The following is a 23,902-nucleotide window of genomic DNA, read 5'->3' on the forward strand; positions in this document are numbered from 1 at the left end:
CTTATCTGAATATCGTTATTGATTGCAAAAGTAAGGCAAATCCGCGAATTTTATTCTATATTTGTTTTGTAGTTGGAATAAAATAGAGGAATAAAATGGAAGACAAACCAAAATTCGCTTTTGTAGGTAACAGCCACATGGCATTCTGGGCACTGAATGTATATTTCCCTCAATGGGAATGTCTGAACTACGGCGCTCCCGGAGAAGGGCTGGCGTATGTCGAGTCATTTCATGAAGATACATCCGACTGTCAGGTAGTGATTCAGTTCGGGAGCAATGACATTTATCAGCTGAATGAAGAAAATACAGATGATTATGTAGAACGGTATGTGAAAGCTGTTCTTGCGGTTCCTTCCCGAAAAACGTATCTCTTTTGTATTTTTCCCCGTAATGATTATGATGATTACAGTACGGCTGTGAACAAGTTCATCCGCATACTGAATGAGAAGATAGTTGCAAAACTGACAGGGACAGGCGTCATTTATCTGGATGTTTTTGATCAATTACTGATGAACGGCAGATTAAATCCGGAGCTGACTATTGACGATCTGCATTTGAATGGAAAAGGGTATCGGATATTAAGTACGGCGCTGAAGCAGGCATTCAACGGACAGGAGCATCTATGAAATTTTATGTTAACGCTTTTGTCATGTAAATAGGTGGCATATCATTTATTTTTCCTATTTTTGCCCCATTAATCAATATGTATAACCCCCATAAAACGATGAGACGATGGAAAAAGTTATTATCAACTCGTACGAAGAATTTGAAAAGCTGGTAGGGCAACAAATAGGTGTTTCCGATTATGTGGAACTCTCTCAGGAACGTATCAACCTTTTTGCAGACGCAACACTGGATCATCAGTGGATTCACGTAGACACAGAACGTGCAAAAGTAGACAGTCCGTATCACAGTACGATTGCTCACGGTTATCTGACGCTTTCCATGCTTCCTTACCTGTGGAATCAGATTATTCAGGTGAACAATCTGAAAATGATGATCAACTACGGGATGGATAAGATGAAATTCGGTCAGGCTGTTTTGTCCGGACAGAGCATTCGTCTGGTAACTACTCTACACTCACTGACCAATCTGCGCGGTGTGGCAAAAGCTGAAATCAAGTTTGCAATTGAGATTAAGGATCAACCGAAGAAAGCCCTTGAAGGGATTGCTGTGTTCCTGTATTATTTTAATTGAGTAACGACGAAAAGATAAGATAAGGCTGTTTCCTGCAAAGGAAGCGGCCTTTTGTTTTATTTATTGGATGTAAAATATGTAAATACACGGAAATCGGTTAAAATATCAAAATAATAAGAGGTTTGTCATGATTGTGGCATCCATAAGCGCTGCTGAGTGTTTTACATATCATATATGTATTCAAATAATCATGAAGCAATTAAAAAGTGAGCGTTATGTCTTTAAGTAGTCTTTTAATCATATTTTCATCTTCTTTTATGGCATTGTTTCCGGTGATCAATCCTTTAGGAAACGGTTTTGTCGTCAATGGATTCTTTGCAAACCTTGATCCTTCACAACGAAAAACTGCTATTCAGAAACTAACCATTAACTTTATAATGATCGGTGTAGGCACTTTACTGATAGGTCATTTATTCTTATTGATTTTCGGTCTGGCGATTCCTGTGATTCAACTGGGTGGTGGAATACTTATTTGTAAGACAGCGATTGAGCTGTTGGGTGATTCCAATTCTTCCGATAAAGAAGGGACCAGCCAGAATGTGGACAGCTTCAAGTGGAAGAGCATCGAGCAGAAGATATTTTATCCCATCACGTTTCCTATCAGTATCGGTCCGGGCAGTATATCCGTGATCTTTACTTTGATGGCATCTGCCAGTGTGAAAGGCAAACTGTTGCATACCGGAATCAATTATCTGGTCATTGCGCTGGTCATTATTTGTATGGCTGGGATACTCTATGTGTTTCTTTCACAGGGACAGAGGATCATTCAGAAACTGGGACCTGTAGGAAATCAGATTATTAATAAACTCGTAGCCTTTTTTACCTTTTGCATCGGTATACAGATTTCCGTCACAGGTATTTCCCAGATATTCCATCTGAATATATTATGAGTTCGGATGTTCTTTCTTTTTCTTTGCTTGGATAGCTTTCAATGTATTTTTTCTTACTGAACGTATGGCAGGAACCAACAATTCCGGTTCCATTATCTCCAGCATAGTGCGCAATTCTTGCTGTAGCTCGGGGATGGAACAGGTCAGCTGATAGGCAAGTTTGATGCAAAGAGACTGCACTCCTGCCGGCTCATTTCTCGATACCATTCGTTCCATACAGAAATCCAGTAAGTCTACTCGTGGAGGGTCGGCTAGCTGTTGTTGGCATAGCAGGTTCAGTAACATCCTTCGTTTTCCCGAATGCGGGCAGGTAAGTGCTGCGTCTATCAGTTCGTCTTGTTTCAGAGTCAGCCATTCTACTTCAGGCTTTGAGAAGTGCGTACAAACCCACAATGCCTGATAAGAGACAACGTCATCCTCATCAAAGATCAGCCGGTAAATTTCCTCTCTGAGCCGTTCGTCTTCTTTTATATAATGAAGTAGTTCCCGTATATTCTCTATATGGAAGCGTGTGGCCAGTTGTGTGCGTAAATCCATTTTTATTTTGGGTTCAGTATCTTATTTTTTATCGTCGGCCAGTTGTAAGTGCAGGATTGGATACGGCTTGCCCATGCTGTCTGTTTCATCCCGTCCGATGATCTCGAATCCCAGATGCTGATAGAACCGGAGAGCCTGGTCGTTGTCTTCGTTTACATCCACCTTGTCGATCTGTTTCTGGCGGATGGCATACTCTATCAATCGCTTTCCGTACCCCTTTCCCTGTTCGTCGGGGTGTACAAACAGCATCTCGATCAGTTCATCACTCAATCCCATGAATGCGGCAATCTTTCCGTGAGAGTTGCGGATGATAAAGAGCTCTACTGCCGGCAAATAGTGGTTGCGTATCAGTGGCTTATAGAACTGGATACTCTCTTCTGTCAGAAAGTGGTGCGTGGTACGTACAGACTTCTCCCACAGCTGTATCAGTTCATCGTAATCCTGTTCGGTGGGGCGTGCTATATTGGGAATGTAGTAACATTCATGATCATATATATTCCCGTTATAGGTAAGTTCTGCCTGATGAAGTGTACCTTCGTAGATAAATCCGTTTCGCTTCAGCACTTGTTGCGAACGTTTGTTGTGCGGATAACAGTTGGCAGTGATGAGGCTGAGCTGTAGTTCGTTGAAGCCATAGTTGAGCACGGCTTGCACTGCTTCCGACATGTATCCTTTTCCCCAATACGGTTCGTCCAGCCAATATCCCAGCATACGTACCTGAGGATTTTCCCGTTTCGGATCGGGTACGATGCCGATGGAAGCTATCAATTGCTGTGTATCTTTTAATGTAACAGCCCATATACCTTCCTGTCCTATAAATGCGCCGTGAAGGATTTCACGGGATTCATTCAACGTCTTGTGGGGAGCCCATCCGGCATTATTTCCCAAATTGGGGTTCTGGCAACAGGCAAAGAATGCTTCTGCGTCATTCTCCTGAAAAGGGCGCAGTAGCAGACGTTTCGTTTCGATATTCGGGCATAGAGCCGCTTCGGTTCTTTCTGCTTCCGGTTCTTTCTTGTATACACATTCCAAACGATTTCCGTCGGGGTCGAGTACAACGCTCTCAAAGTATCCGTCGCCCGAAGTGCGTGGTTCACCTGCTATGGTATACCCCTCGGAGCGCATTTCTTCCGTAAAGCGAAGAATCTCCTCCTTGCTGGGAAATGTGAACGCAAGATGTGTCAGTCCCCGCCTGTTTTCCTCTATCGGGGTATTCTGCACATCTACCCGACTCATCAACTCCAGAGTGGGACCTTCATCAAAAGAGATAAAGTATGATTCGAATCCCTTCTTGGGATTGATATATTTCTCATTACTTGTCCCGCCCAGAAAGCGGACATAGAAATCTTTTAATTCTTCCAGACGGAAAGTCCAGATGGCGATATGATGTAGCTTCATAAGAATCGTAGTTAATGTTGTTATACTTCTATTTTATTGATGCGTCACATATTCGTAAACGATACGTGAGATGTCCGCAATGATTTTACTGTTCTCCTGATTATTCTCTTCGGAATCTTTGACGAAGACAGCTATACTGTAAGCGTGTCCGTCGGGCAGGAGGACGAAGCCGATATCATTGCAGGCTACCTGTTGTCCTTTGGCATTGCGGTCACCCGTCCCCGTCTTGTGGCCGATTGTAACTTCTTTGCCGAGCAATGGAGCAACCAGTCGATCTTGGCCGGTCTGGCATTCTGTCATGGTCTGATAGATGAAGTCTTTGTATTCCTGTGGGAACAGTGCTTCTTTACGGAATATCTCCAAGAGTCTCGCGGCGGCCAGCGGAGTAGTCCAGTTTTGATAACACAGACTTTCGTCTTGGTGCATATCGTTTTCCGTACAGACAATGGCACAATCCGTAACGCCCAGGGAATGGATGTACTGGTTCACCGTATCTACCCCTCCCTGATATTGAAACAGAATATCACAAGCATTGTTGTCACTTTGTTGCAGGGTGTATTTTAATAAATCCGCAATGTCTATATTGAATCCTCCCTGTGGAAAACTATCCCGCAGCGGACTATAAGTATCGGGTTTTAAATCCTCTTTCTTTATGGTCAGTTCAAAGTTCAATGACTGTTGCTGCTTTCCCATATAATCAGCCAATGCCAACGCCTGATGAAATTTGAATACACTCATCAATGGATAATGAATGTCATTGTTGACAGTTACCGTATCTTTTCCGTCGATAATGACGGCAATACCTATTTCAGCTTTCTTGCCTTTGATAGCCTGTTTGAGTTGGTCCTCCAGAGAAAGATTCTGTGCACAGATAATAGTGGGGATCAGACAGAGAAGCAGGATGAATGAGCGCATACTAATTTTTTCATTAATTGGTTTGTATTTGGGTCTTAAGAGTCACAAAGATATAAATACTAATTTTATCAGCAAATATTTACTTGGAAATAGTAATCCTACATAAGAATTATCTATTTTTGTCGGTAAACAAAATAATAAGCCTTCTATATGTTAAAATGTCATTCAGAGTTGTTTAAATCGTCGGTGAAGTTGGCGGATGGTTTAAGATTGAGTACAAAAGAAGAATTGAAAGATGTAGCACAGTTGCTTCTTCTTCCCATTCCTTCAAAATTGCGAAAAGAAGAGTATGTATCCTGTCTTGCAGAAGCTGTTCTGACTTGTCCGGATATATGGATTCCGCAGTTGACACATTATGAATGGTTGCTCCTTCAAAAATTGGTGAAAGCAGGAGCCAATACCTATGTGGAAGAACCTAATATGATAATGACGAGTACATTAGAATTACTTTCTTTTGTTGCGACCGACCGTGGTTTGAACGGAGACAAGATTCGTTATATGATTTGTGATGAGTTGCGTGAAGCGGTTGCTCCCCATATTGATAAGTTTTTGACATCAACGGAAGAGAACAGCCGTTTTGTGCTGGAGCAGTATGCTTTAGGAATTTTAAATCTTTATGGTCTCTTACCTTATACAGAATTCTTGAAGCAACTGACCGGATACTTGAAGGGCTCAATGACAAAGGACGAAATTGCTAAAGGTTTATCAAATTCAATGTTGATGAGACAACTGACGTTTGATATAGAAGATATATATAATTCTGTTATGTATGTTCGATCTCCCTTATTATTGGAAGTTGAGGACTTGGAGGAAAGATTATATGCACATCGTGCTATAAAAAGTTTGAAGAAGTTTACCGTCGAAGAGGTTTTGTCGGCTGGAACGATGCCTGTGTTCTATATTTCCAATCCGCATTCGGATCAACTGAAAGGATTTATGATGAGGAAATTAGGTTATAATGAAGAACTGGCTGAGGCCAAGATACAGTGGCTGTGGTATGCAATACAGATGGACGAAAATCCGATGTCTGCTATTGTTTCGGCAATAGACACGAAGGTTCTTTCTATGCAAGAACTTCAGGAAGTGGTTGGAATAGCTGTAAACTATTGTAATGATTGTCCCCGTTGGTTCTTGAAAGGTCACTCATCCACCGAAGCATCTGCTTTACTTGGTAGGGGTGAATCGGTGAAAACTCCTCCTCGTATCGTTGCCGGACCAACGATGAAAGCAGCAGGCATGGATATCACTCCTAAAATGCAAACAATGGTTGATGGTATGTTTTATGATACATTCTCCGGAACGAAAATCGGACGGAATGATCCTTGCCCTTGTGGGAGCGGAAAGAAATATAAGAAATGTTGCGGCAGGGATAACTGAAAAGGGACTGTTCGTAGAGATGCTATGTCGGTATAGGCGGACTGTTCTTTGATACTTCCCGCCATCGAATAAATGAACAGTCTGAAATGGATCATTCATATAAGATTTTTGGTATCCTTGTTGGCTTGGTATGGTAAAGTTCTTACCTTTGTAAGGTCATCAAAATAAGTGTTCATGAAGAAGTCTATAAAACATTTGCCCAAGCGAACGCAGGAAGAACTGACAGTTCTGCTGGACTTAGTCTGCAAAAGCGTCGATAACTGTCAGATGATTATCCTGTTCGGGAGTTATGCCAGGGGTAATTATGTTTTATGGGATACTAAAATAGAGTTCGGTGTTCGTACCTCGTATCAGAGTGATTATGATATTCTTGTCATCACCAACGGAGCAGTCAAGCGGGCAGAAAGAAAACTGGAGCGTATCACTAACAAATATCATGATTTGTTTGAATACCGTCGTCACGCTTTTCCGCAATTCATTGTCGAACATATAAATACGGTTAACAATAATCTGGAGGTTAGCCAGTATTTCTTTACAGATATTGTAAAAGAAGGAATTTTGCTTTACGATAGTGGCAAATATCAATTGGCTAAACCACGGAAGTTGAGTTTTAGGGAGATTCGGGATATTGCACAAAATGAATTTGATAAACTTTTCCCTTATGCTTGTGACTTCCTAACTGGTGTAAAGGATTATTTTATACTTAAAGAAAAATACAACCTTTCTGCCTTTATGCTTCATCAATCCTGTGAGAAACTTTATAATACTATATTGATGGTTTTTACGAATTACCGTCCGAAAAGTCACAGACTTCAAGACCTTGGTGGAATGGTAAAGCGCTTTTCGATGGAACTGGTAACGGTTTTTCCTCAAAATACGGATGATGAAAAAGAGTGTTTCGATCTGTTATGCCGGGCCTATATCGAGGCCCGCTATAACAAAGATTACAAAATTACACGCGAACAGCTGGAATACTTAATTTCACGTTTAGAGATTCTAAAGGAAATGACTGAACGTCTTTGCAAAGAGAAAATTGCAGAATATAATGCGATGGCGGAAAATGGTTGAACACACGAAATATTTTAAAGTCTTATAACTTTGCATCCGTCTGGCTGTCACTCCCTATAAATTAAAAAGAAGAATATATCTGTCATCTGTCACCGATTTCATTCTAACTATCAGATTATAAATAGTTAATGATGTGACAGCAGTAGGTGACAGCACTGTGATGGCAATTATGCTGTCACCCTTGTATTTGTGATTCGGGATATGTTTTGAAGTCGTTGATTTCATCACGGTATGTAACTATCTTTTCTACTGTAAGAAACAGTTTGTTTTAAGTAATGAAACTAAGTATTTTTCTACAATTTACAAAGGTAGCGAAAACCAATTAACAATCAAATAGTTATCATTTTTTATTGTTGGTTGATGGTAGAGAAAGCGAGCATTATGGGAGATGTTTTGCTGCGACTTCCGTTACTTATCCGTTACCTTGCAAATACAGGTATTTCATGGATTTTAAACGGTTATTTTTCAATATATTGCGTTGCTTTTCATAACTTCAAAAAGCTCGATATTTATTAATTTTGTAACTAAAAGAAGCGAGTTTATGAGAAGTACATTTTCCGTGTTGTTTTACACCAAGAACCAATCGTTGAAAGATGGTAGGGTTCCCATCATGGGACGTATAACCATCAATAGGACTACCGCCTGCTTCAGTTGTAAGCTAGAGGTTTCACTGGCATTATGGGATGCTAAAGCCAATAGAGCGAAGGGGAAATCCGACGAGGCCAGACGGTTGAACCAGAAGCTTGACCATATCAAGGCCCAGATAACAAGACATTACCAGTATATCTGTGACCATGACAGTCCGGTGACTGCCAAAAGTGTCTATAATCGCTATCTTGGTTTTGGAGATAGTTATCACACCCTTATGGGGCTGTTTAGGGAGGAGCTTGCCTCTTACAAGGAAAAGGTGGGCAAGGAAAAGGCGGCAAGTACCTATCGCGGGCTGGTGGCAGACTACAACAATCTACTGCTTTTCCTCAAAGAGAAGAGGCGTATCGAGGATATAGCCATCGCTGACCTTGACAAGAAGTTCATCGAGGACTATTACAACTGGATGCTGGGGACATGCGCTTTGGCTAGCTCGACGGCTTTCTGCCGGGTCAACACCCTAAAATGGCTGATGTATACCGCCCAAGAAAGAGGCTGGATAAAGCTTCATCCGTTCATCGGTTTCGACTGCCTGCCCGAATACAAGCGGCGTTCCTTCCTCACCGAGGAGGACTTACAAAGAGTCATCCATGTCAAGTTGAATTACAAGCGCCAGCGTGCCATCCGTGACATGTTCCTGTTCATGTGTTTCACTGGTCTGGCGTATGCGGATCTGAAAGAGATCACGTATAAGAATATCCATACGGATTCCGAGGGTGGTACATGGCTGATGGGCAACCGTATAAAAACCGGTGTGTCCTATGTGGTGAAGCTGCTGCCTATCGCCATCGAACTGGTCGAGAGGTATAAGGGTGAGAATAAAAAGAAAAGTTCGCCTGACAAGGTGTTTCCCGTAGGCGAATACCAGACTATGGTATCCAGTCTGAGGGTTCTGACTCAAAAGTGCGGCTGCTCGACCGAGATAACCCCGCACATCGGGCGTCACACCTTTGCCGTTCTGGCCATTTTAAAAGGGATGCCGCTGGAAACCCTGCAGAAAGTATTGGGACACAAATCCATCCTTTCTACCCAGATTTATGCCGAGCTGATCAATCCGAAAGTCGGTGAAGACACGGACAAGCTGTGTATGAAGATCGGTGACGTATACCGGCTTACCAACTAAAGAAACCACCAGGTATGAAAAAACTCCTTCAGCGACTTTGGACCGAAGGAGTTTTTTCATGTAAAGTATACGTCATTTATCTTATATACTTTCTGAAGTCCTTGTAATTCTTTTTTAGAACCTCGTACAATCCGCTTTCCGGATAGAGCAATTTACCTCCCGCCGCGGTGACGGAGGTATAAGGAATTGCTTTCTCGTCTCTGAGGGCCTGCAGTGTCCTTTTGGAGATATGCAGTTTCTCACAGACTTCCTCCCCTGAGAGATAATGTTCATCGGCTATGCCCGGGCGTATTCGTGCCGTTGCTTTTTCCAGTGCTCTTCCGGTTCTCTTAATCCATCCGGTGATTTCCTTAAACTCTTCCGAATCTTTGGTAATGATTTCTGCCATCTGTTATTTTCTGTTTCTTATTAAACCTTCTTCCAGTATTTTCTGTATGTCCGCTTCATGGTAGAAATATTTTCCACCGATATGGGAGCAGGGAATCAATCCCCTGTTCCGATGTGCCTGAAGGCATCTCTTTGAGATACCCAGAGCCTGACACACCTCTTGCGCGTCAATCCATTTATCCGGAGACGGCGGGGCAGTTTTCCGGTTGAATTCTTCCATTTGTACAGACAGTGTGCTAAGCTGTCGTTTTAATTCCAGATAAGCACTTGTTTCCATAATCGTTATTTCCATAATTTAATGTTTTTAATAAATTCAGATGCAAGATACTGAAGATGAAATCATTTCTTTTTTGTGTCATGCATAGTCATGTATTGTCACCAATGGCCGGTCGTTTTTCCAAAAAGGCTGCCGTAAACCGCTATACCCTTTGTTGGCAGCCTGTTCCGCTTCGGTATGATGGACGGGCTTGTCCCTTATTTATTTCCTATCATATAGGCCGGACCTAGGATCTTCAAGGGAAACCCCGGCCCTTTCTTCTGGAAACTGACCGGAAACGAATCCTGCCAAAACGACGTTTACCGCCTAAGTTACAGCTATGCGGGATGCTGTCAGTCCGCTATCCTTCAGGTCTTCTGTCCTTGAATGTAAGCTCCACCTTGTAATTCTCATCCATTCTGAGCGATGCCTCATAGGGTTTTCCCGCCTTGGTGGTGAATTTCAGGAAGGGGGTAGCTTCCCCTGCCATCAGCCGTGTCATATCTTCGTCTGTCATCGTCCGTCCGTTGAACATGCGCGGAAGATGGAACGCGCAGTCGGGATCTCCGCATTTGGCCACCCTGTCGTAGAATGTCACTGTTCCTGTTCCACATTTCGGGCAGGTACACTTTGTCACACTCGGGTTCCTGACTTGCAGGGCGAGCAGTTCGGATACGATCTTCCGTGCATACTCATGTATCCCTTTCATGAACTTCCCGGCACTAAGTCTTCCTTCCTCGATTTCACGTAGCGCTTCTTCCCAGGCGGCCGTCATAGCCGCATCGGCGATCAGTTTGTCTCCTACGATGCCGTATATCTCAAGCCCCTTCTCCGTCGGGATGAGACGGTTTCCGATACGCTCTACGTATCGGCGGGCCACCAGCAGGTCGATGATTCCTGCACGGGTGCCCGGCGTCCCGAGTCCACACTTCTCCATTCTTTTCTTTTGTTTTCACTGTCCGCCGTGCTGCCGGCGTTTTCCATGGCGGCCAGTAGTTCGGCTTCCGTGAATGGAGGCTGCGGCTTTGTACAGTCTTCCAGTATTTCTGTTTCCAATACCGCCAGTATCTCTCCCTGATGGAACTGCGGCAGGGATTTGCCTTCTTCTGCCATGTCCGGTCCGTTATAAATGTCCCGCCATCCCGGATACTTCACACATGAGGTTTCGGCCTCGAATTCCATTCCGCCGTAATCGACCCTGACACGTACGATCTCCCTGACACATCCTTCGGAAAATGCTTCCAGCATCCTCCCGGCGATCAAGGAGTAGATGTTCTGCTCGTCCGGGGAGAGTCCTTCGGGCACCTCTCCCGTGATGAGAAGGGCATGGTGTTCCGTTACGCTGTTCCCGTCCACCGCATGAGGGTTCAGTCCTTTCTCGAGCAGCCTTTCTGCGTGCCTTCCGAACCGGGGATGTCCTTTAAGGGAGGCGACGAGCGTGGGCGCCTGTTCGAAGATATCTTCCGGAATGTGGCAGCATCCGGTTCTCGGATATGAGACGTATCCTCTTTCGTATAGCCTTTGGACGACGGCGAGGGTCTGTCCGGCTGCCATGCCCAGACGTGTATTAGCCTCCTGTTGCAGGCCGGTCAGATCATGCGGCAGAGGCGGATCCTCCATATTCTCTTTCTTTTTCACGGCAAGGACCGTACAGCGGCTTTCGCCCTCCAGTCTGGACCGGGCTTTTTCCGCATCCTCTTTTCTTTCATACTGAAGAGGACATGTGAAAAGAACTTTCTGCCCGTCCTTGCAGACTCCGGTCTGCAGATGGTAACAGTTCACGGGCACAAAATCCCTGTTCTCAAGATAACGGCGGCAGACCAGTGCCAGCGTGGGTGTCTGCACCCGTCCGAGCGAGTGGTTGCTCATGCCGGCGACTATCCCCAGGGCGATGCTCGCGTTCACGCCCAGTATCCAGTCCGCTTCCCTGCGTGCCCTCGCCGCCAGGGCGAGGTTGTCGAAGTCACCGTCCTCTCTCAGATTTTTGAATCCATTCAGGATGGCCTTTTCCGTTAAGGAGGATATCCACAGGCGCAGGGCCGGTTTGCGGTAACCGAGGTAGTCCAGGAGATACCGGCTGACCAATTCTCCTTCGCGTCCCGCGTCCGTGGCTATGACCACCCCCTCGGCGTTTTCGAGCAACCCGCGGAGCACTCCCAGCTGCTGGGTGGCTAGCGGGTCGGTGACATACCCTTCCTCCGTCCTGACTTGTCTGACAACGAGGCGGAACGGGACCGGAATAAGGGGAAGCGCCTGCCGTTCCACACGGGCGGGCCCGTAAGCGGACGGCGGTGCCTGTGCCAGCAGGTGGCCGTAAGTTCATGTGACGGCATACCCGTTACCGTAAAGATATCCTTCCGCCTTTTCGTTGGCGCCCAGTACGGAGGCGATGCTCCTTGCCATGGCTGGCTTGTCTGTAAGTACGATTCTCATAATTTTTGTTTTTATCAGGTAAATAATTAATTACATTCTTATGCCTTTGTTTTTGGCTTTTGTATTTTTGACTTTTGTGTTCTGGACCGTTCTCTTCTCCCTTGCGATATTCCTCCCGTTTTTTTCCATCTTTTCGGAGAGCGGTACGGCCTCTTCCGCCCCTTGGGAAACGGAAGGGTCCTTTGGGCCGTCGGGCCGACGGGCGGGAAGCATGTCATACCCTCCCGGGCCGGCATCCAGCCTCACGTGTTCCAGAGGACGCAGATATTGTTGCCCTTTCCCGCCAGAGGCGAACTCGTAGATGACCGTCTCCCTTCCTTGCAGCAGGCTTTCGTAATTCTGGTAATACAGGCTCTCCGGCGGCACACCGTTCTGCCGCAGCATCCCGCAGATTCCGTCCGGACAGAGGGCACTGAACCGCCTGTCATGGGGAGCCATGAATATATACCTGTAGGTGGAGAGCAGCACCCTCTCTGTGAGCAGGCTGGGACAATGCTCATAGCCGGTCATCCGGTTTATCATCCTTCCGACACGATCCAGCCTTTTGGCAAGGTCACGCGGTCTGGAATGCAGTGGGATGCTCCCCAGCTCTTCCAGCGAGAGGTTGATACGGCCGATGACCGCCCTTTCCCAGTCCGCTGTCAGGTCCGCGCGGTTCTGCCGGAAGTTGTCGCGAAGAATCCGTAGCGGGTTTCTGGTGCCGAGGAACAGCCTGACACGTTTTCAGAGTGTCGGTTCCCTGAGATTGGATGCGCTCCAGCGGATGACGTTGAAACGGTAGGCGTCCATGAACTGCCGTAGCGGGTTACGGTACGAGAAAATGTCCCTCAGTGTCCGCATCAATGCCCGCCGGCCGACAGCGCGGCGGCTCATGTCGACGGCCTCTTCCGGGGTGAGTGGTTTGTTGGTTGCCATATATGCTTACAATTTACAGTTTTACTTGTCTTCCTGCGGCATGTTTCCGTTTGGAAGAAGGTTGTTTTCTCTTTTTGCCGGTATCGGATCCCCCGAGGGTATCCGCCGGACTCCCCAGCATGCGTGATATCCTGTCGGCATACCTCGTTTCTGACCGTGGCATCCCTGTTCGGACTCCCTCCCTTACTAACAGGTCGGCGGCGATCTTCCTGGAAGTCTCCCGGAGTTCCGCCATCCTCTCCCCGAGAGGAAAGTCCGGATGGAGCTTCTTTTCCCTGGATAGCCTTCCGAGTTCTTTTTCCACGGGGGCGAACTCCCTCCTGTAGCGGAACGGTTCCTCCAGCGTCAGGTGGGCGTATCCTTTTTCTGCGATGTCCTGCAGGGTCATGATATCCAGATTGCGTCTGGAAAGTTCCAGGGAGCCGGCCGTAATGAACCTGTCGAGGTTGGCTGCCGTGGGTGACAGGTCGAAGGAGGCTACCGGACGGTAATTCCCGAACACTTCCAGTCCGGGCTGGGAGGCGGGGAAACATCTTCCGGGTTGCCGGGACATCTCCATCAGCCGTTTTGACGAGGTCTCGATGCGGAATATGGACAATGTCCCCGGTCTCTTTCCACAGGGTGAGTAGAAATTGTCGGCAATTTCCTGCAGGTATTCGCGTAGGTGGCGCGGGCCGTGCAGCCCCCTGTTGAACACCCTGACACCCTGGTCTGTCTTTACGGCGGTCACGAGGAACCGGGCGTTCTTTCCTTGAAGGATGCGCTCCCGTGCGGTCTCGTGTGCCACGAAGTCTTTGTAGCCTGGCGAGTGTTCCAGCCCCTCCAGATTCCTGCGGTCCGTTTCCACACCGTGTGCCTCCAGATAGGCGGCTCGTCTCAGCGGGACGGAGTTGCCGTCCGTGATCCCGCCGTTTTCGATGATAAAACGCCATGCCTGCCTGGGTTCCTTCTCCAGCAGTCCGTTGGAAGGAGGCAGCTCCTCTTTCCGGATGCCGGCATAGAAGAGCAGCAGGTTGTCAGGGACACCCCGGGCTTCCTCAATTACGGCTTTACGGGCCGCTTCTTTGACGAACTGGATGAAGGGGTTCCCGCTTCGGGGCGTATGGTCCGTTATCATGAAGGAGGCTATCCGGTTGTCCGGACACAGTTCCAGACAGAAGTCCTTCAGCTCTTCTTTTGGGGGACGCGTTCTTTGCAGTCCCAGCTTTTCCAACCACGAGGCCATATTATCTTCCTATTTTAGTTTTTTTACCTGTCTTTTCCGGTTTCTTTTCCCGTCTGCGCCTCGTATCCGGGGTGGGCAATTCATATCCCCGCACGTCGTATTCGTTCTGCAGGATGCGCCGTGCCGTATCGCTGACGGCTTGTCTCATGGAGCTCCCGAGCAGCGTGTCCGCCTGTGAGGAGAGGAAGGAATGGTTCATCTGCAAGTGCAGGGAGGAAAAGCTGCAGAAATGCCTGAAGTTTCTGTTTTCCGGCATCTCGTCAAGATTTCCCGTCCTGCACAGCCTGTCCAGTATGCCGATGTTGAAGGCGGGCTCACTTTCCCTAAGCTTGAATGTCTTCAGCATCTCCCGGTATCGGGCGAGGTCGGGGAACATGTCGCACTCCACGGCGGGCTTGCATCCCCGCAGGATGTCCGACCGGAGGAATTCCGCCTTGGCAGGGATGAAACGGCACCGGTCATCAGAGGTGAACATCCTGCCGCACTCCCGCGCCTTTTCCACCAGCCTTGCGTTGTCCGTACTGAAATAATAGACGCCCAGTTTGTCGGTATTCCGGTGTATCGGACTGAAGAAGTTGTCCGCATTATACTGGAGATAGCTCTCTGCCCGCTCCAGTCCCCGGCCTGTGTCATCGAAGAGCAGCACGCCTTGTCCGGTCTGTATAGCCGTGAGCACACGGTTGCCGGTATCCTTCTCGCGGATCCGGTGGAAGTCGTGGTAGGCTTCCAGCAGCCTGCCCGCCCTCCCGTTGTGGAGTGTCCGTTCAAGCTCGCCGACAATAAAGTCCCGGCTGTCGGTCCTCCTGTAGGAGTCGGCCGTTTCATGGACAAATCCGATATCCCGCAGCCTCTGGTAGTCGTCGGAGGGCCATGCACCTCTGTCAATTATATTCCGCACAAGGGATTCCACCTGGTTGCCATCTTCACCGGCGGCCTCGATGCAGTAGATCCTTTCCTCGGGCAGGTAGGCCCCTTTCAGCTGTCCTCTGACCTGACTGAAACAGAACTCCCCGAACCGGCGGTCCAGGTCATTTACGTCAGAAGACAGCATCCGGCAGTATTCCAGCTCGTTCCTGCCGTTCAATATGAATCCAATATACATGGTGGTACTGTTTTAATTTATAATTTTCTGCCGGAAGGTTTCCGTCCGGCCCTTTTCCTTTTCTCTGATGCCTCCTCACGCTGCCCTGCCGGATGACGGATACCGTCCTTTACCCGGTAGGTCCTGATAGGGAACGGTTCACCGGATACCAGCAATTTGTTCCGTGTAAAATCCGCCATGCAGTAGAGCAGGTGCCGTGAGGCGGGGCGGTCATTCTCCGGCAGGTACAGGGCGTGGCCTTCGGAGAGTACCCTGAACTGCTCGTTCTCCAGCCTCACGTTTCCCACAAGCAGGGCGGTGTCGGGATTGCCGAGGTATTTCTCCAGCGACCGGTGTCCCCTTACGTCAAAGTCCCGGCGAAGGATATCGTCCGCCTTTTTCCTTATCTGGGATGAAAGCTCCCTGAAAGCCTGGGGGTCAAACAGCTCCGCAGCTTTCACCTGCGTCACCTCTTCGAACCGTTCGGCCAGGGGAAGTAGCTCCCTGTAATAGGTGAACGGCCGGTCATGGATATTCATGTAGCCGCGTTCCCTGATCGATAGCAGGCGGTATATATCCTCGTTTTCTCCCCTGGAAGAGAGTTCGAAGCCTGTGTATCCCCTCACTTTAGAGAATAGTCCCCGGTATTCGTCGGCTGTCGGGTTCATCGCGTGGTAGAGCCTTGGCTCGAGGCTCTCGGCAAACCCGGCGGGAAGGGCCTCCCGTGGAATGTATTCCGCCTTTCCCGTTCCTTCCCGGCAGGACATGCCATGTCCGCCACCGTTGATATGGGGCATCAGCTCCCTGCGCCGCCCGGAGTACTCATAGAGCTCCAACGCCCCGTCATGAGCATGCGGTTCGAAGTACCTGTCAGCGGCACGCTGGAGATATCTCTTGAGGGCCTCCTCGCCGGCCCTGCTGCCGGAGAACAGCAGGTAACCGTGTTTTCGAAGCACCACTTTTAAGGGTGCGGTCCTGTTGCTTTTTTCCATTGTCATCTGTTTCTTATTTTACATTTTGGGACGTATCTCGGTCCTTTTACGTGTTTTTCCTGGCGGGCTGTACAGCCTCTTCTCGACCTCCGGTCTGATCCTGACGGTTTTCCGGTCCACTGGCGGGTTGCCGCCGAAGATGATCCGGTCTGTAGCTTGGTCCACCCACGCGTAGGCATGCGAGGGGTTATTCCCGCTTTCGTGCGGCAGGTACAGCCCAAGGCCCTCTTTCAGTACGCTCCTGTGAGGTCCGTAGAGCGGGACTCCTTCCAAGATAACGCACTCTGCCGGGTCGTCCAGTATCCTCCCGGCCGTCCGGTATCCCCGGACATCATAGGCGGAATCCATCAGTTTCTGCAGCTGCCTCCTGGTCTCGAGGGTCTGCAGTAATTCCTCCCTGTCCCGGGCGGATTTTGCGGGTATCCGTTGTAACTCCTCCGCCTGGCGGTCATAACGCTCCAGGGCATCCAGGGTGTCCGTGATATTAACGTTGCGGGCGCTTATCTCACAGCCCGCGTTATGGCAGAAACTGCGGAAGTCCTCCGCAGTGGGTCTCATCTGATTGCTGTAGAGGAGTTCCATCCGGCTGCCATGGGGCTTCGGACCATAAGGGTACTCGTCCGGCCGCATCCTCCCCGGGTTGACCCAGGGTCGGTTACCAAGTTTCCCTTCGGCCCTGTAGACATGTAACGCTCCGGAATTGAATGCCGGATTGAAATAGGCGTCGGCCGTCTGTTGCAGGAACTGCCGCAGCTTTCCCCTGCCTTCTGCCGTGTCGGTAAAGGCGAGAAAGCCGCCCCAGGTCTCTATTGCTGTGTAGGTCTGCTCCATGATGTCTATAACTTTAAATTGTTCCTCTTCCTGTTTCTCTTTGCCCGTGATTTATCCGTTTTTACTGCCTTCGCCTCATAAGGGACGATCTTACCGTCCTTGACCTGGTATACAGGCTTGAGCCCCGGGGGATTCTTATAAGCCATGACCCGGTCGCAGGTCCTATCGGCATGGATGTAACGGAGTCCGGGCATTTTTGCCGATAGTCCGGGGAAGTAAATCCATTTCCCTTCAAGCAGCGCCCTTCTCAAAGTGTCATCGGCCTCGTGGTCACCGATGAGGAACGGCACGCTGCAGTCATTCAGAAGCCGCTCCAGGGTACGGTGCCCCCTTACGTCAAAATCCGTTTTCAGGATACGCCCCGCCTTGCCGTGCATGTCGTCCAGTATCTTTCCCATGTCATCGTCGCCGGGATTTCCCCGGAGAAAGCTGTCCATGCGTTCCACGAACTCCCGGAACTGATGCCGGTAGGAAAAAGCGGGGTCAAGAATGAGTTGCCGGTCGAAGTGGCGGGTAAGGGAGAGCAGTCGGTAGATATCCGCGTTGCATCTGTTCATCCCGCATCCGGAAAACTCCGTGAGGTTACGGTATCCTTCAGCGGAGGGTGTCATGTCGGTAAAGAAGACCGGCTCCAGTTTTCTTTCATCGGGCAGGTCCGCTCGTACCGGGGAGTCCGTGAACTCGTACACGTATCTCCCGGTATCGGGATCTTTCCTGCAGGAGGCGTCAATCAGCGGGGCCAGGCTTGCCGGAACGGAATGCATGTCATATTGTTTGACCGGTCCCGGTTCGCTATGTATCCACCAATAGTTGTCCGCTAGGTGCTGGTAGAACTCCTCCAGCCCTTTCTGGCCCGCCGGTCCGTCACTGAAAACAAGTATCCCCCTTGATGTTTCCACGATATGCAGGGGCAGCTTGTAAGCGGGATCATAACCATATAGCCGTGCCTTCTCGTCCTGCAGCAGGCGGAAATCCATCAGGCGGTCGATTTCTGCGGCCGTCAGCCGCAACCGTCCGCCCGGTTCCATGGGCCGTTTCAGGGCGGACCTCATGAACACCGCATCACGTAGATTGACGCTTACTACCGGTTCCAGGCCATATCTTCGGATATGGGGCAGCAGTTTGTCCGTGATGTATTCCCTTACGGGGATATCCCGGGATATGGAAGGGACATCGGACATGCGGGGGAAGCGGTAGATCTCCAGGCGGGTATCGGGGACGAAGGCCGATATCCGGGCGGTCTCCACCCCGACATGCAGCAGGCCGAGGAACTGGTAGGTCATGCCGTCTTGTTCCGGATTGACAGGATAAAGTTGGTAGGAAATCGCGGCATGGGGCTTGTCCATGCCGGTTTCGTACCCGATGAGCAGGCACCCTCTGCCGTCCTGCCTGAACAGCTCCTCCAGTTGTTCCATGTTGTCTTTTGGGGATGCCATGCCGTTACATTTTCGGGGTTATCTTTGATTTGCGAGCATAGGTCCTCTTTTCAGGCTTCTGCGTTTTCTCCGGCAAGCCGTCTTTCTGTTCCAGCCCCTGTCTGTTCTCCAGTTTCTTGGTGCTTCTTTCCCACAGGAACTCGGTCCCGCGTTCGGCGGCGCTCATCTGGATGGAGGTTCGCAGGATTTTCCCGTTCGATGACTTGAACTCGATGGGGACCTCCTTGCCAGCCGTATAGTCAGCGTACTCCTGCTGCGAGAGCGTATAGTCCTTGATTTTTTTAGAACAGCGCGCCTGGTCTGCCGGAAGGAAGAACATCTCGTTGGTAACCGGATCTTTTGAAAGGTAGCACGGTTTCGTCTCCTTGCTGCGGAAGTCGACGACCAGGTCCACCAGCCTTCCGGCGTTGCCCGTCCGGTTCAAGGCGTCCAGTACGTCCTCCTCCAGCTTGTATCCCCGGTATTCCTGTCCTACCTTGGGGGCCTGGCGGATAAAGTGCAGATCGAACTTGGCCAGGCCGTTCTCGTCACGGAAAAGCGAGAGTTTGGCATCCCCTTTCTGGCGTCCCAGCTCGGTGTTCATGGAGATGTCATAGGCTATGCCGGACTGTCTGCCCTGTAACAGCCTTTCCATGTCGCCTGTCTGTCTGAGCACGTCTGGGGTAAGCCCGTAACGCTCGGCCTGCTGCCAGTTGATCTCGCGCTCATTGAAAAGGTGGTTGTTGTAGATTCGGTTATCCCGGGAGAGCTCGCGTCTTAAAGACTCGTTCTCGGGGAGCTGGCCCTGCTCGATCCTGCGTTTCGCTTCCTCCACCGGAGTCTTCTCCTCCATCCGATACAGCGCGTAGCGTGTCGGATGGTTGTACTGGTACATGAAGTTCTTCCCGAAGTTGGTGAAGAAATTCCCGTACCGGTCCACACGGATAAACTGGCTTTTGTTCGTTTCATTGGCCTCGAGCGTCTCCAGCTCCCCGTTTGCCGCGATGCCCTTGACACCTTTCGCCTTCTGTTCCTTCTTGTCGTAAGCCATTAGGTAACCCTGTTCCTGAGTGGCGTTTTCGCTGCCTGTGGCAGCCGGTTTTAGTTCTTCCATAACTGTTAAATTTTAAAGTGGATAAATCGTTTTGGGAGATAAAATTACTATCTTCGTTTTAAAATATTCTGATTATGAGAAAGTTGTCATTGATAGTCATGTTTTGTCACCTTTTGTCAGTCTCCTCCTGTGTGAGGGGGGACGGTACGGCTGGCGAAAACAAGGGTGAATTGTTAAAGGAACATTCCACCGGTACTGCCGGGAAGTGAACGGTTACTTGAAGGTCCCGACATGGCCTCATTCTCCTGACGGATTATCCCGTACTCTTCCCCCTTGACAGAAGATACACCCGTTTCAGGGTCTCCTCTATGTTCGGTATGAGGGTACATCCGGTAAAGGGAGGGAGGCTGTTCCACCAGGGGGTGGACCTAGCCGCTCCCTGTGGCACCCCCGTGTACAGTGCGGGTAATGGCAAGATCACCGAGGCACGTTACAGCCGGAGTTACGGATGGTTCGTGCATGTCCGGCATGCAGAAGGATATTCGACATTGTACGCGCATATGAGCAGGCTGCATGTGAAGGCGGGAACTCATGTCCGTATCGGGCAGCATATTGGGAATGTCGGACATACAGGGGTAGCGACCGGCAACCATCTGCATTTTGAGTTAAGGAAGGACGGTGTCTTGCTGGACCCGCTCTCATGGCCGCCTTTTAAATAACCTGTAAAACAAGCAAGTGATGAACATCAAGGAAGTAAAGAAGATTCCGCTGGAGGATTTCCTGGGGCGGGCGGGATTCTCGCCTGTCAGAAGACAGGGGGACAGTGTATGGTACCTTTCGCCTTTCAGGCAGGAGCGTACCCCGTCATTCAAGGTCAGCCTTTCCTTGAACCTGTGACATGATTTCGGGGAGGGAACCGGGGGCAGTATCATCGACCTGGCACAAAAGCTGTACGGGGTGACGGATATTCCGACCGTATTGCAGAGGATCGGAAGCGATTTTCCGGCGTTCAGGCCGGATCCTTCTCCTGCGAAAGAACGGACTGTGGCATCGGCCTTTGAGAAGCTGCGCGTCTCACCTCTTAAGAACACCGTCCTGCTGGATTATCTCGGGACAAGGGGCATTCCTTCCGATATCGCCTCAAGGGAATGCGTGGAGGTACATTACCGCATGTACGGCAAATGGTATTTCGCGATCGGTTTCAAAAACAGGAAAGGGGGACTTGAGATACGTAATCCATACTTCAAAGGAGCGGTCTCTCCCAAGGATATCACACATGTCAGCCATAATACAGGGGATAGACGGCAGTCATCGGTACTGCTTTTCGAGGGATTCATGGACTATCTCTCGTACCTGGCCTTGAAAAAGGGGCAAGCCGTGCCGGACTGCGTGGTGCTCAATTCTGTGACCAACCTGCCCAAGGCAATGGATATCCTTAGAAGTTACGGACAGGTCTGTTGCTTCCTGGATAATGATGAAGTCGGCAGGAAGGCGGTGGAGGAGATCAGAAAGCAATGCGGGAAGATAAGCGACAAGGCCATACATTATCTGCCACACAAGGATTTGAACGAATTTCTGCAGGAAAGAATTCGATCAGAGCGGATGACAGTGCGACAGGGGGCAAAGAATCAAGAGGGTTGAAAAAGAAAAAGGCAACTATAAGCTGTGTTCTCGATATCATGGTTGCCAGTATATATTGCTTGTGCAAAAATAAGGAGCTGATGTTTTGGACAGCTCCTTTATATAATTAAGAATTTCCGGCTTTAATAGTTACGGATCAGCAGTTCGTTGACCGTCTCCCTCTTCTCGGCTATGGAACATACCGAGCGGAAGATGCTCAGTCGTTGGATATGGAAGCCGACGTACAGGTCGTCGAAGAAGGTGTTCTCAGGATTCTTCTGACAGGGGTCGGAGTTGGAGAGCATTCATTTGCTTCCCTTCTCTCCCAAGCCCTTACAGAATCCGGCCAGTTCTATCTGGCAGTCGTCATCGAAGTCGTCCGGCATGTAGGAGGTACAGGTACCGGCCTCGTTGACGGGTTTGTAGGGCGGGTCGAAGTAGAAGAACGATTTCTCTCCCGCGTATTTTTCCGTCTGGCGGTAGTCTCCGTCCAGGATGATGACGTCCTGTAGCAGCTTGTGGTTGCAGCGGATCAGTTCCTCTTCCAGTATCCTGGCGCGGCTGCCCGTACCGAAGGTTACCGAGAGCCTGCCCTTGCGGTTGACCGAATAGATGCCGTTATAGCAGGTGCGCATGAAGAAAATGAAAAGGGCGGCACGGGTGATATCATCCGGGTGCTCCTCGTTGAATACCCTTCGCTTTTCCATGAAATAGTCCCTTCTTTCCGTACGTTCCCGGAGGGCGTGGTATTCTCCCTGGATGCCGGCAAGCAGTCCAACCAGTTCTTCCGGCGTGTCGCGTATGACGCGGTAGACATTCACCAGGCTCTCGTTCGAGTCGTTGATCACGCAACGGATATGCGGATAGGTCTGTCTCAGTCAGAAGAACAGGGCGCCGCCCCCGACAAAGGGTTCCACATAGGTTTTCATTTCTGTGATATTCTCCGGTAGTGACTGGATCAGTACCGGAAGCAGTCTTCTCTTGCCTCCCACCCAAGGGAAGCAGGGTTTGCCGGGCAGACAGCCCGAGCTGGTTTTCTTCTTTTCCATGATTCGATAAATTAAAATGAATGGTTAAAACTATTGTTACCCGTCATCTTCCGTTTCCAGCAGATGTTTCAGGTTCGGATCGTTCTCTATGCGGCGGAGCTCCTTTTGGATGATCCCGCTCACTTCCTCCTTGATGCGGTAGTAGTTACGCTCTATCTCTTCCCGCATATGGTCCTTGCCGTCCCCGCCAGTAAAGTCCGTAATCACGGGGATCGGTTTGTAGGCTTTCGTCTCGGCCGCCACCCTCGCGTTGTCCACGACGATCTCGCAGTGAAAGATTTTCTGTTCCATCTTCTCCTGGAAACTGTCGCAGACGCTTCCCACGAACATGCCCTGGGAGAGGTTGGATATTTTCGAGGCCGGTATCAGCGAGTCCAGCTGGGTGCTGATGCTGGTCGATGTGTCCTCACGGGTCATGTTGACGGACTTGCGCTGCTGGAGCACCTTCCCGAACCGTTCCGAGAGGTTCTTGGCCGTTTCCCCCAACACTTGCCCGGAAAAGACATTGCCGACGGTATTCTGGATGACGCGCGCCTCCTTTTCACCGTAGTCACGTACCAGCTGACTGAAATCCTGTGCGCCCAGACAGACGGCCACCTTGTTGCTGCGGGCCGTGGCTATCAGGGTGTCGAGCCCTTTGAAATATATCGTCGGAACCTCGTCCACCAGGATGGAGCACTTAAGCTTTCCCTTACGGTTCACCATCTTGACGATACGGGCGTTGTACAGCCCCAGGGCCGCCGAATAGATGTTCTGCCGGTCCGGGTTGTTGCCTACGCACAGTACCTTTGGCTCATCCGGGTTATTGATATCCAGCGTGAAGTCGTCCCCGCTCATGATCCAGTAGAGCGAGGGGCTGATCATGCGCGAGAGCGGGATCTTGGCACTTGCGATCTGGCCCTGGAGCTGCTCCATTGCCCCGCCTTTCCAGGCGTCCATGAAAGGCGAGAGGTAGTTCTCCAGCTCCCTGTACGAGGTCAGGATGGTGAATATGTCCGAGTAGGGCTTGTTCAGCAGCTCGATGGCGTGGGGGAAGGTACAGTACTTCCCGTTCTCGTAGATTTTGAGATACCATATGATGGCGGCAAACAGTACGATCGGACTTTCTACGAAGAAGTCGCCCTGTTTCTGTATATCGGGTAAGTCAAGGGCATTGCTGCCCCCTTCTCCCCTAAGAACCGTACATGAGAGTTTCCCCTCATACGGCTCAAGCAACTCAATATTTCTATTTGTTGTTAGAAATCGGCTCATACTTTCAACATTTTCGTTTATTTCGCTTGTAGCAGTTGTTGTGGACAAGTTGCCGTACAATCGAACCACCAACAGATATTTCGTTGACGTTCCATGCTTTTGTACAATCTATTTCCTTGCCGCATAACGGACAAATCCGGTTCTGCTTGTTCCATAAATATAAGAGAGACTTACGTCCCTTGAGAGATTCCCAGCATTTTGTTGCTCCTTTCGCTGAAAGAATAATCATCGTATTCCGGG

General features: G+C 49.6%; 25 protein-coding genes and 3 pseudogenes. 9 read left to right on the forward strand and 19 right to left on the reverse strand.

Going from position 1 to position 23,902, the window contains the following annotated elements; genetic code table 11:
- The first annotated feature begins 95 nt into the window (after positions 1 to 95).
- From HMPREF9007_RS20890 to HMPREF9007_RS20880, 3 genes are all read left to right on the forward strand, one after another.
- Positions 96 to 626 (forward strand): GDSL-type esterase/lipase family protein, encoded by a 531-nt coding sequence (locus tag HMPREF9007_RS20890; RefSeq protein WP_008760155.1) that lies wholly within the window; start codon positions 96 to 98, stop codon positions 624 to 626.
- A gap of 106 nt (positions 627 to 732) precedes the next feature.
- Entirely contained in the window at positions 733 to 1,197 is a 465-nt protein-coding gene (locus HMPREF9007_RS20885) for a MaoC family dehydratase (protein WP_004308264.1), read from the forward strand.
- A gap of 215 nt (positions 1,198 to 1,412) precedes the next feature.
- Positions 1,413 to 2,087, forward strand: a complete 675-nt coding sequence (locus HMPREF9007_RS20880) for a MarC family protein (RefSeq protein WP_008760156.1) — start codon at positions 1,413 to 1,415, stop codon at positions 2,085 to 2,087.
- On the opposite strand, the gene HMPREF9007_RS20875 is transcribed toward HMPREF9007_RS20880, so the two are convergent.
- From HMPREF9007_RS20875 to bla, 3 genes are read right to left on the reverse strand one after another with little or no spacing between them, the layout of a single operon-like run.
- On the reverse strand, positions 2,082 to 2,624 hold the full coding sequence (locus HMPREF9007_RS20875) for a hypothetical protein (RefSeq protein ID WP_008760157.1): 543 nt from the start codon (positions 2,622 to 2,624) through the stop codon (positions 2,082 to 2,084). The genes HMPREF9007_RS20880 and HMPREF9007_RS20875 overlap by 6 nt on opposite strands.
- A 21-nt stretch (positions 2,625 to 2,645) precedes the next feature.
- Entirely contained in the window at positions 2,646 to 4,022 is a 1,377-nt protein-coding gene (locus HMPREF9007_RS20870; RefSeq protein WP_008760158.1) for a GNAT family N-acetyltransferase, read from the reverse strand.
- Positions 4,023 to 4,055: 33 nt separating this feature from the next.
- Positions 4,056 to 4,937, reverse strand: coding sequence for a class A beta-lactamase, subclass A2 (gene bla, locus HMPREF9007_RS20865; protein ID WP_008760159.1), 882 nt, complete (start codon positions 4,935 to 4,937; stop codon positions 4,056 to 4,058).
- 150 nt (positions 4,938 to 5,087) lie between these two features.
- Between bla and HMPREF9007_RS20860 the strand changes: the two genes are divergently transcribed.
- From HMPREF9007_RS20860 to HMPREF9007_RS20850, 3 genes are all read left to right on the forward strand, one after another.
- Positions 5,088 to 6,314: an SEC-C metal-binding domain-containing protein gene (locus HMPREF9007_RS20860; RefSeq protein WP_008760160.1), complete on the forward strand. Its 1,227-nt coding sequence runs from the start codon at positions 5,088 to 5,090 to the stop codon at positions 6,312 to 6,314.
- Positions 6,315 to 6,488: 174 nt separating this feature from the next.
- Positions 6,489 to 7,382, forward strand: coding sequence for a HEPN domain-containing protein (locus HMPREF9007_RS20855; protein ID WP_008760161.1), 894 nt, complete (start codon positions 6,489 to 6,491; stop codon positions 7,380 to 7,382).
- A 541-nt stretch (positions 7,383 to 7,923) separates the two neighbouring features.
- On the forward strand, positions 7,924 to 9,153 hold the full coding sequence (locus HMPREF9007_RS20850) for a site-specific integrase (RefSeq protein WP_008760162.1): 1,230 nt from the start codon (positions 7,924 to 7,926) through the stop codon (positions 9,151 to 9,153).
- 76 nt (positions 9,154 to 9,229) lie between these two features.
- On the opposite strand, the gene HMPREF9007_RS20845 is transcribed toward HMPREF9007_RS20850, so the two are convergent.
- The 12 genes and pseudogenes from HMPREF9007_RS20845 to HMPREF9007_RS20805 form a co-directional block, all read right to left on the reverse strand.
- Complete coding sequence (locus tag HMPREF9007_RS20845) at positions 9,230 to 9,541, reverse strand: helix-turn-helix domain-containing protein (protein ID WP_005805292.1); 312 nt, start codon at positions 9,539 to 9,541, stop codon at positions 9,230 to 9,232.
- Positions 9,542 to 9,544: 3 nt separating this feature from the next.
- Positions 9,545 to 9,832: a helix-turn-helix domain-containing protein gene (locus HMPREF9007_RS0124585; RefSeq protein WP_032850079.1), complete on the reverse strand. Its 288-nt coding sequence runs from the start codon at positions 9,830 to 9,832 to the stop codon at positions 9,545 to 9,547.
- A 325-nt stretch (positions 9,833 to 10,157) separates the two neighbouring features.
- Positions 10,158 to 12,061: pseudogene (locus tag HMPREF9007_RS28025) on the reverse strand (DNA topoisomerase).
- A 54-nt stretch (positions 12,062 to 12,115) separates the two neighbouring features.
- On the reverse strand, positions 12,116 to 12,229 hold the full coding sequence (locus HMPREF9007_RS25770; protein ID WP_005805286.1) for a hypothetical protein: 114 nt from the start codon (positions 12,227 to 12,229) through the stop codon (positions 12,116 to 12,118).
- Between the two features lie 30 nt (positions 12,230 to 12,259).
- Positions 12,260 to 12,751: a hypothetical protein gene (locus tag HMPREF9007_RS27455; protein ID WP_277754615.1), complete on the reverse strand. Its 492-nt coding sequence runs from the start codon at positions 12,749 to 12,751 to the stop codon at positions 12,260 to 12,262.
- Between the two features lie 201 nt (positions 12,752 to 12,952).
- On the reverse strand, positions 12,953 to 13,144 hold the full coding sequence (locus HMPREF9007_RS27460; protein ID WP_224241243.1) for a hypothetical protein: 192 nt from the start codon (positions 13,142 to 13,144) through the stop codon (positions 12,953 to 12,955).
- A 13-nt stretch (positions 13,145 to 13,157) separates the two neighbouring features.
- Positions 13,158 to 14,357 carry a DUF6047 family protein gene (locus tag HMPREF9007_RS20830; RefSeq protein ID WP_277754616.1) on the reverse strand — a complete coding sequence of 400 codons (1,200 nt, stop codon included), beginning with the start codon at positions 14,355 to 14,357 and terminating at the stop codon, positions 13,158 to 13,160.
- 13 nt (positions 14,358 to 14,370) lie between these two features.
- Positions 14,371 to 15,471: a DUF6047 family protein gene (locus HMPREF9007_RS20825; protein WP_008760165.1), complete on the reverse strand. Its 1,101-nt coding sequence runs from the start codon at positions 15,469 to 15,471 to the stop codon at positions 14,371 to 14,373.
- Positions 15,472 to 15,488: 17 nt separating this feature from the next.
- Entirely contained in the window at positions 15,489 to 16,448 is a 960-nt protein-coding gene (locus tag HMPREF9007_RS20820) for a DUF6047 family protein (protein ID WP_008760166.1), read from the reverse strand.
- 12 nt (positions 16,449 to 16,460) lie between these two features.
- Entirely contained in the window at positions 16,461 to 17,273 is an 813-nt protein-coding gene (locus HMPREF9007_RS20815; protein WP_008760167.1) for a DUF6047 family protein, read from the reverse strand.
- Between the two features lie 5 nt (positions 17,274 to 17,278).
- The gene (locus HMPREF9007_RS20810; protein WP_008760168.1) at positions 17,279 to 18,709 is read right to left on the reverse strand and encodes a DUF6047 family protein; all 1,431 of its coding nucleotides are present in this window, start codon (positions 18,707 to 18,709) and stop codon (positions 17,279 to 17,281) included.
- 4 nt (positions 18,710 to 18,713) lie between these two features.
- Positions 18,714 to 19,802, reverse strand: a complete 1,089-nt coding sequence (locus tag HMPREF9007_RS20805; protein ID WP_008760169.1) for a DUF4099 domain-containing protein — start codon at positions 19,800 to 19,802, stop codon at positions 18,714 to 18,716.
- A 308-nt stretch (positions 19,803 to 20,110) separates the two neighbouring features.
- Between HMPREF9007_RS20805 and HMPREF9007_RS20800 the strand changes: the two genes are divergently transcribed.
- Genes HMPREF9007_RS20800 through HMPREF9007_RS0124590 form a run of 3 tightly spaced genes read left to right on the forward strand, consistent with a single transcriptional unit; the run spans position 20,111 to position 21,383 of the window.
- On the forward strand, positions 20,111 to 20,461 hold the full coding sequence (locus HMPREF9007_RS20800; RefSeq protein ID WP_008760170.1) for a M23 family metallopeptidase: 351 nt from the start codon (positions 20,111 to 20,113) through the stop codon (positions 20,459 to 20,461).
- A gap of 19 nt (positions 20,462 to 20,480) precedes the next feature.
- Entirely contained in the window at positions 20,481 to 20,639 is a 159-nt protein-coding gene (locus HMPREF9007_RS26985; RefSeq protein ID WP_005805266.1) for a hypothetical protein, read from the forward strand.
- A gap of 60 nt (positions 20,640 to 20,699) precedes the next feature.
- Positions 20,700 to 21,383, forward strand: a complete 684-nt coding sequence (locus tag HMPREF9007_RS0124590) for a toprim domain-containing protein (protein ID WP_032850080.1) — start codon at positions 20,700 to 20,702, stop codon at positions 21,381 to 21,383.
- A 122-nt stretch (positions 21,384 to 21,505) separates the two neighbouring features.
- On the opposite strand, the gene HMPREF9007_RS26990 is transcribed toward HMPREF9007_RS0124590, so the two are convergent.
- The 4 genes and pseudogenes from HMPREF9007_RS26990 to HMPREF9007_RS25775 form a co-directional block, all read right to left on the reverse strand.
- Positions 21,506 to 21,667, reverse strand: coding sequence for a hypothetical protein (locus tag HMPREF9007_RS26990; protein ID WP_164674630.1), 162 nt, complete (start codon positions 21,665 to 21,667; stop codon positions 21,506 to 21,508).
- A pseudogene (locus HMPREF9007_RS0124595) lies at positions 21,668 to 22,411 on the reverse strand (DNA adenine methylase).
- A gap of 36 nt (positions 22,412 to 22,447) precedes the next feature.
- Entirely contained in the window at positions 22,448 to 23,662 is a 1,215-nt protein-coding gene (locus HMPREF9007_RS20795; protein ID WP_128567776.1) for a TraM recognition domain-containing protein, read from the reverse strand.
- 4 nt (positions 23,663 to 23,666) lie between these two features.
- Positions 23,667 to 23,902, reverse strand: a pseudogene (locus tag HMPREF9007_RS25775) (group II intron reverse transcriptase/maturase); the annotation flags it as partial.

It is taken from the genome of Bacteroides sp. 1_1_14 (assembly GCF_000162515.1).
In the GTDB taxonomy this organism is placed as follows: domain Bacteria; phylum Bacteroidota; class Bacteroidia; order Bacteroidales; family Bacteroidaceae; genus Bacteroides; species Bacteroides thetaiotaomicron.

Bases quoted from the DNA above. Each gene is read 5' to 3' on its own strand.
- HMPREF9007_RS27455 (WP_277754615.1), bottom strand. From the start codon at position 12,751: ATGATAAACCGGATGACCGGCTATGAGCATTGTCCCAGCCTGCTCACA.
- HMPREF9007_RS26990 (WP_164674630.1), bottom strand. From the start codon at position 21,667: ATGCTCTCCAACTCCGACCCCTGTCAGAAGAATCCTGAGAACACCTTC.
- HMPREF9007_RS20845 (WP_005805292.1), bottom strand. From the start codon at position 9,541: ATGGCAGAAATCATTACCAAAGATTCGGAAGAGTTTAAGGAAATCACC.
- HMPREF9007_RS20825 (WP_008760165.1), bottom strand. From the start codon at position 15,471: ATGTATATTGGATTCATATTGAACGGCAGGAACGAGCTGGAATACTGC.
- HMPREF9007_RS20805 (WP_008760169.1), bottom strand. From the start codon at position 19,802: ATGGAAGAACTAAAACCGGCTGCCACAGGCAGCGAAAACGCCACTCAG.
- HMPREF9007_RS20810 (WP_008760168.1), bottom strand. From the start codon at position 18,709: ATGGCATCCCCAAAAGACAACATGGAACAACTGGAGGAGCTGTTCAGG.
- HMPREF9007_RS25770 (WP_005805286.1), bottom strand. From the start codon at position 12,229: ATGAGAATCGTACTTACAGACAAGCCAGCCATGGCAAGGAGCATCGCC.
- HMPREF9007_RS0124585 (WP_032850079.1), bottom strand. From the start codon at position 9,832: ATGGAAATAACGATTATGGAAACAAGTGCTTATCTGGAATTAAAACGA.
- HMPREF9007_RS20880 (WP_008760156.1), top strand. From the start codon at position 1,413: ATGTCTTTAAGTAGTCTTTTAATCATATTTTCATCTTCTTTTATGGCA.
- HMPREF9007_RS20870 (WP_008760158.1), bottom strand. From the start codon at position 4,022: ATGAAGCTACATCATATCGCCATCTGGACTTTCCGTCTGGAAGAATTA.
- HMPREF9007_RS20800 (WP_008760170.1), top strand. From the start codon at position 20,111: ATGTTCGGTATGAGGGTACATCCGGTAAAGGGAGGGAGGCTGTTCCAC.
- HMPREF9007_RS20815 (WP_008760167.1), bottom strand. From the start codon at position 17,273: ATGGAGCAGACCTACACAGCAATAGAGACCTGGGGCGGCTTTCTCGCC.
- HMPREF9007_RS20885 (WP_004308264.1), top strand. From the start codon at position 733: ATGGAAAAAGTTATTATCAACTCGTACGAAGAATTTGAAAAGCTGGTA.
- HMPREF9007_RS26985 (WP_005805266.1), top strand. From the start codon at position 20,481: ATGAACATCAAGGAAGTAAAGAAGATTCCGCTGGAGGATTTCCTGGGG.
- HMPREF9007_RS20820 (WP_008760166.1), bottom strand. From the start codon at position 16,448: ATGACAATGGAAAAAAGCAACAGGACCGCACCCTTAAAAGTGGTGCTT.
- bla (WP_008760159.1), bottom strand. From the start codon at position 4,937: ATGCGCTCATTCATCCTGCTTCTCTGTCTGATCCCCACTATTATCTGT.
- HMPREF9007_RS20890 (WP_008760155.1), top strand. From the start codon at position 96: ATGGAAGACAAACCAAAATTCGCTTTTGTAGGTAACAGCCACATGGCA.
- HMPREF9007_RS20850 (WP_008760162.1), top strand. From the start codon at position 7,924: ATGAGAAGTACATTTTCCGTGTTGTTTTACACCAAGAACCAATCGTTG.
- HMPREF9007_RS20795 (WP_128567776.1), bottom strand. From the start codon at position 23,662: ATGAGCCGATTTCTAACAACAAATAGAAATATTGAGTTGCTTGAGCCG.
- HMPREF9007_RS20860 (WP_008760160.1), top strand. From the start codon at position 5,088: ATGTTAAAATGTCATTCAGAGTTGTTTAAATCGTCGGTGAAGTTGGCG.
- HMPREF9007_RS20855 (WP_008760161.1), top strand. From the start codon at position 6,489: ATGAAGAAGTCTATAAAACATTTGCCCAAGCGAACGCAGGAAGAACTG.
- HMPREF9007_RS27460 (WP_224241243.1), bottom strand. From the start codon at position 13,144: ATGGCAACCAACAAACCACTCACCCCGGAAGAGGCCGTCGACATGAGC.
- HMPREF9007_RS20875 (WP_008760157.1), bottom strand. From the start codon at position 2,624: ATGGATTTACGCACACAACTGGCCACACGCTTCCATATAGAGAATATA.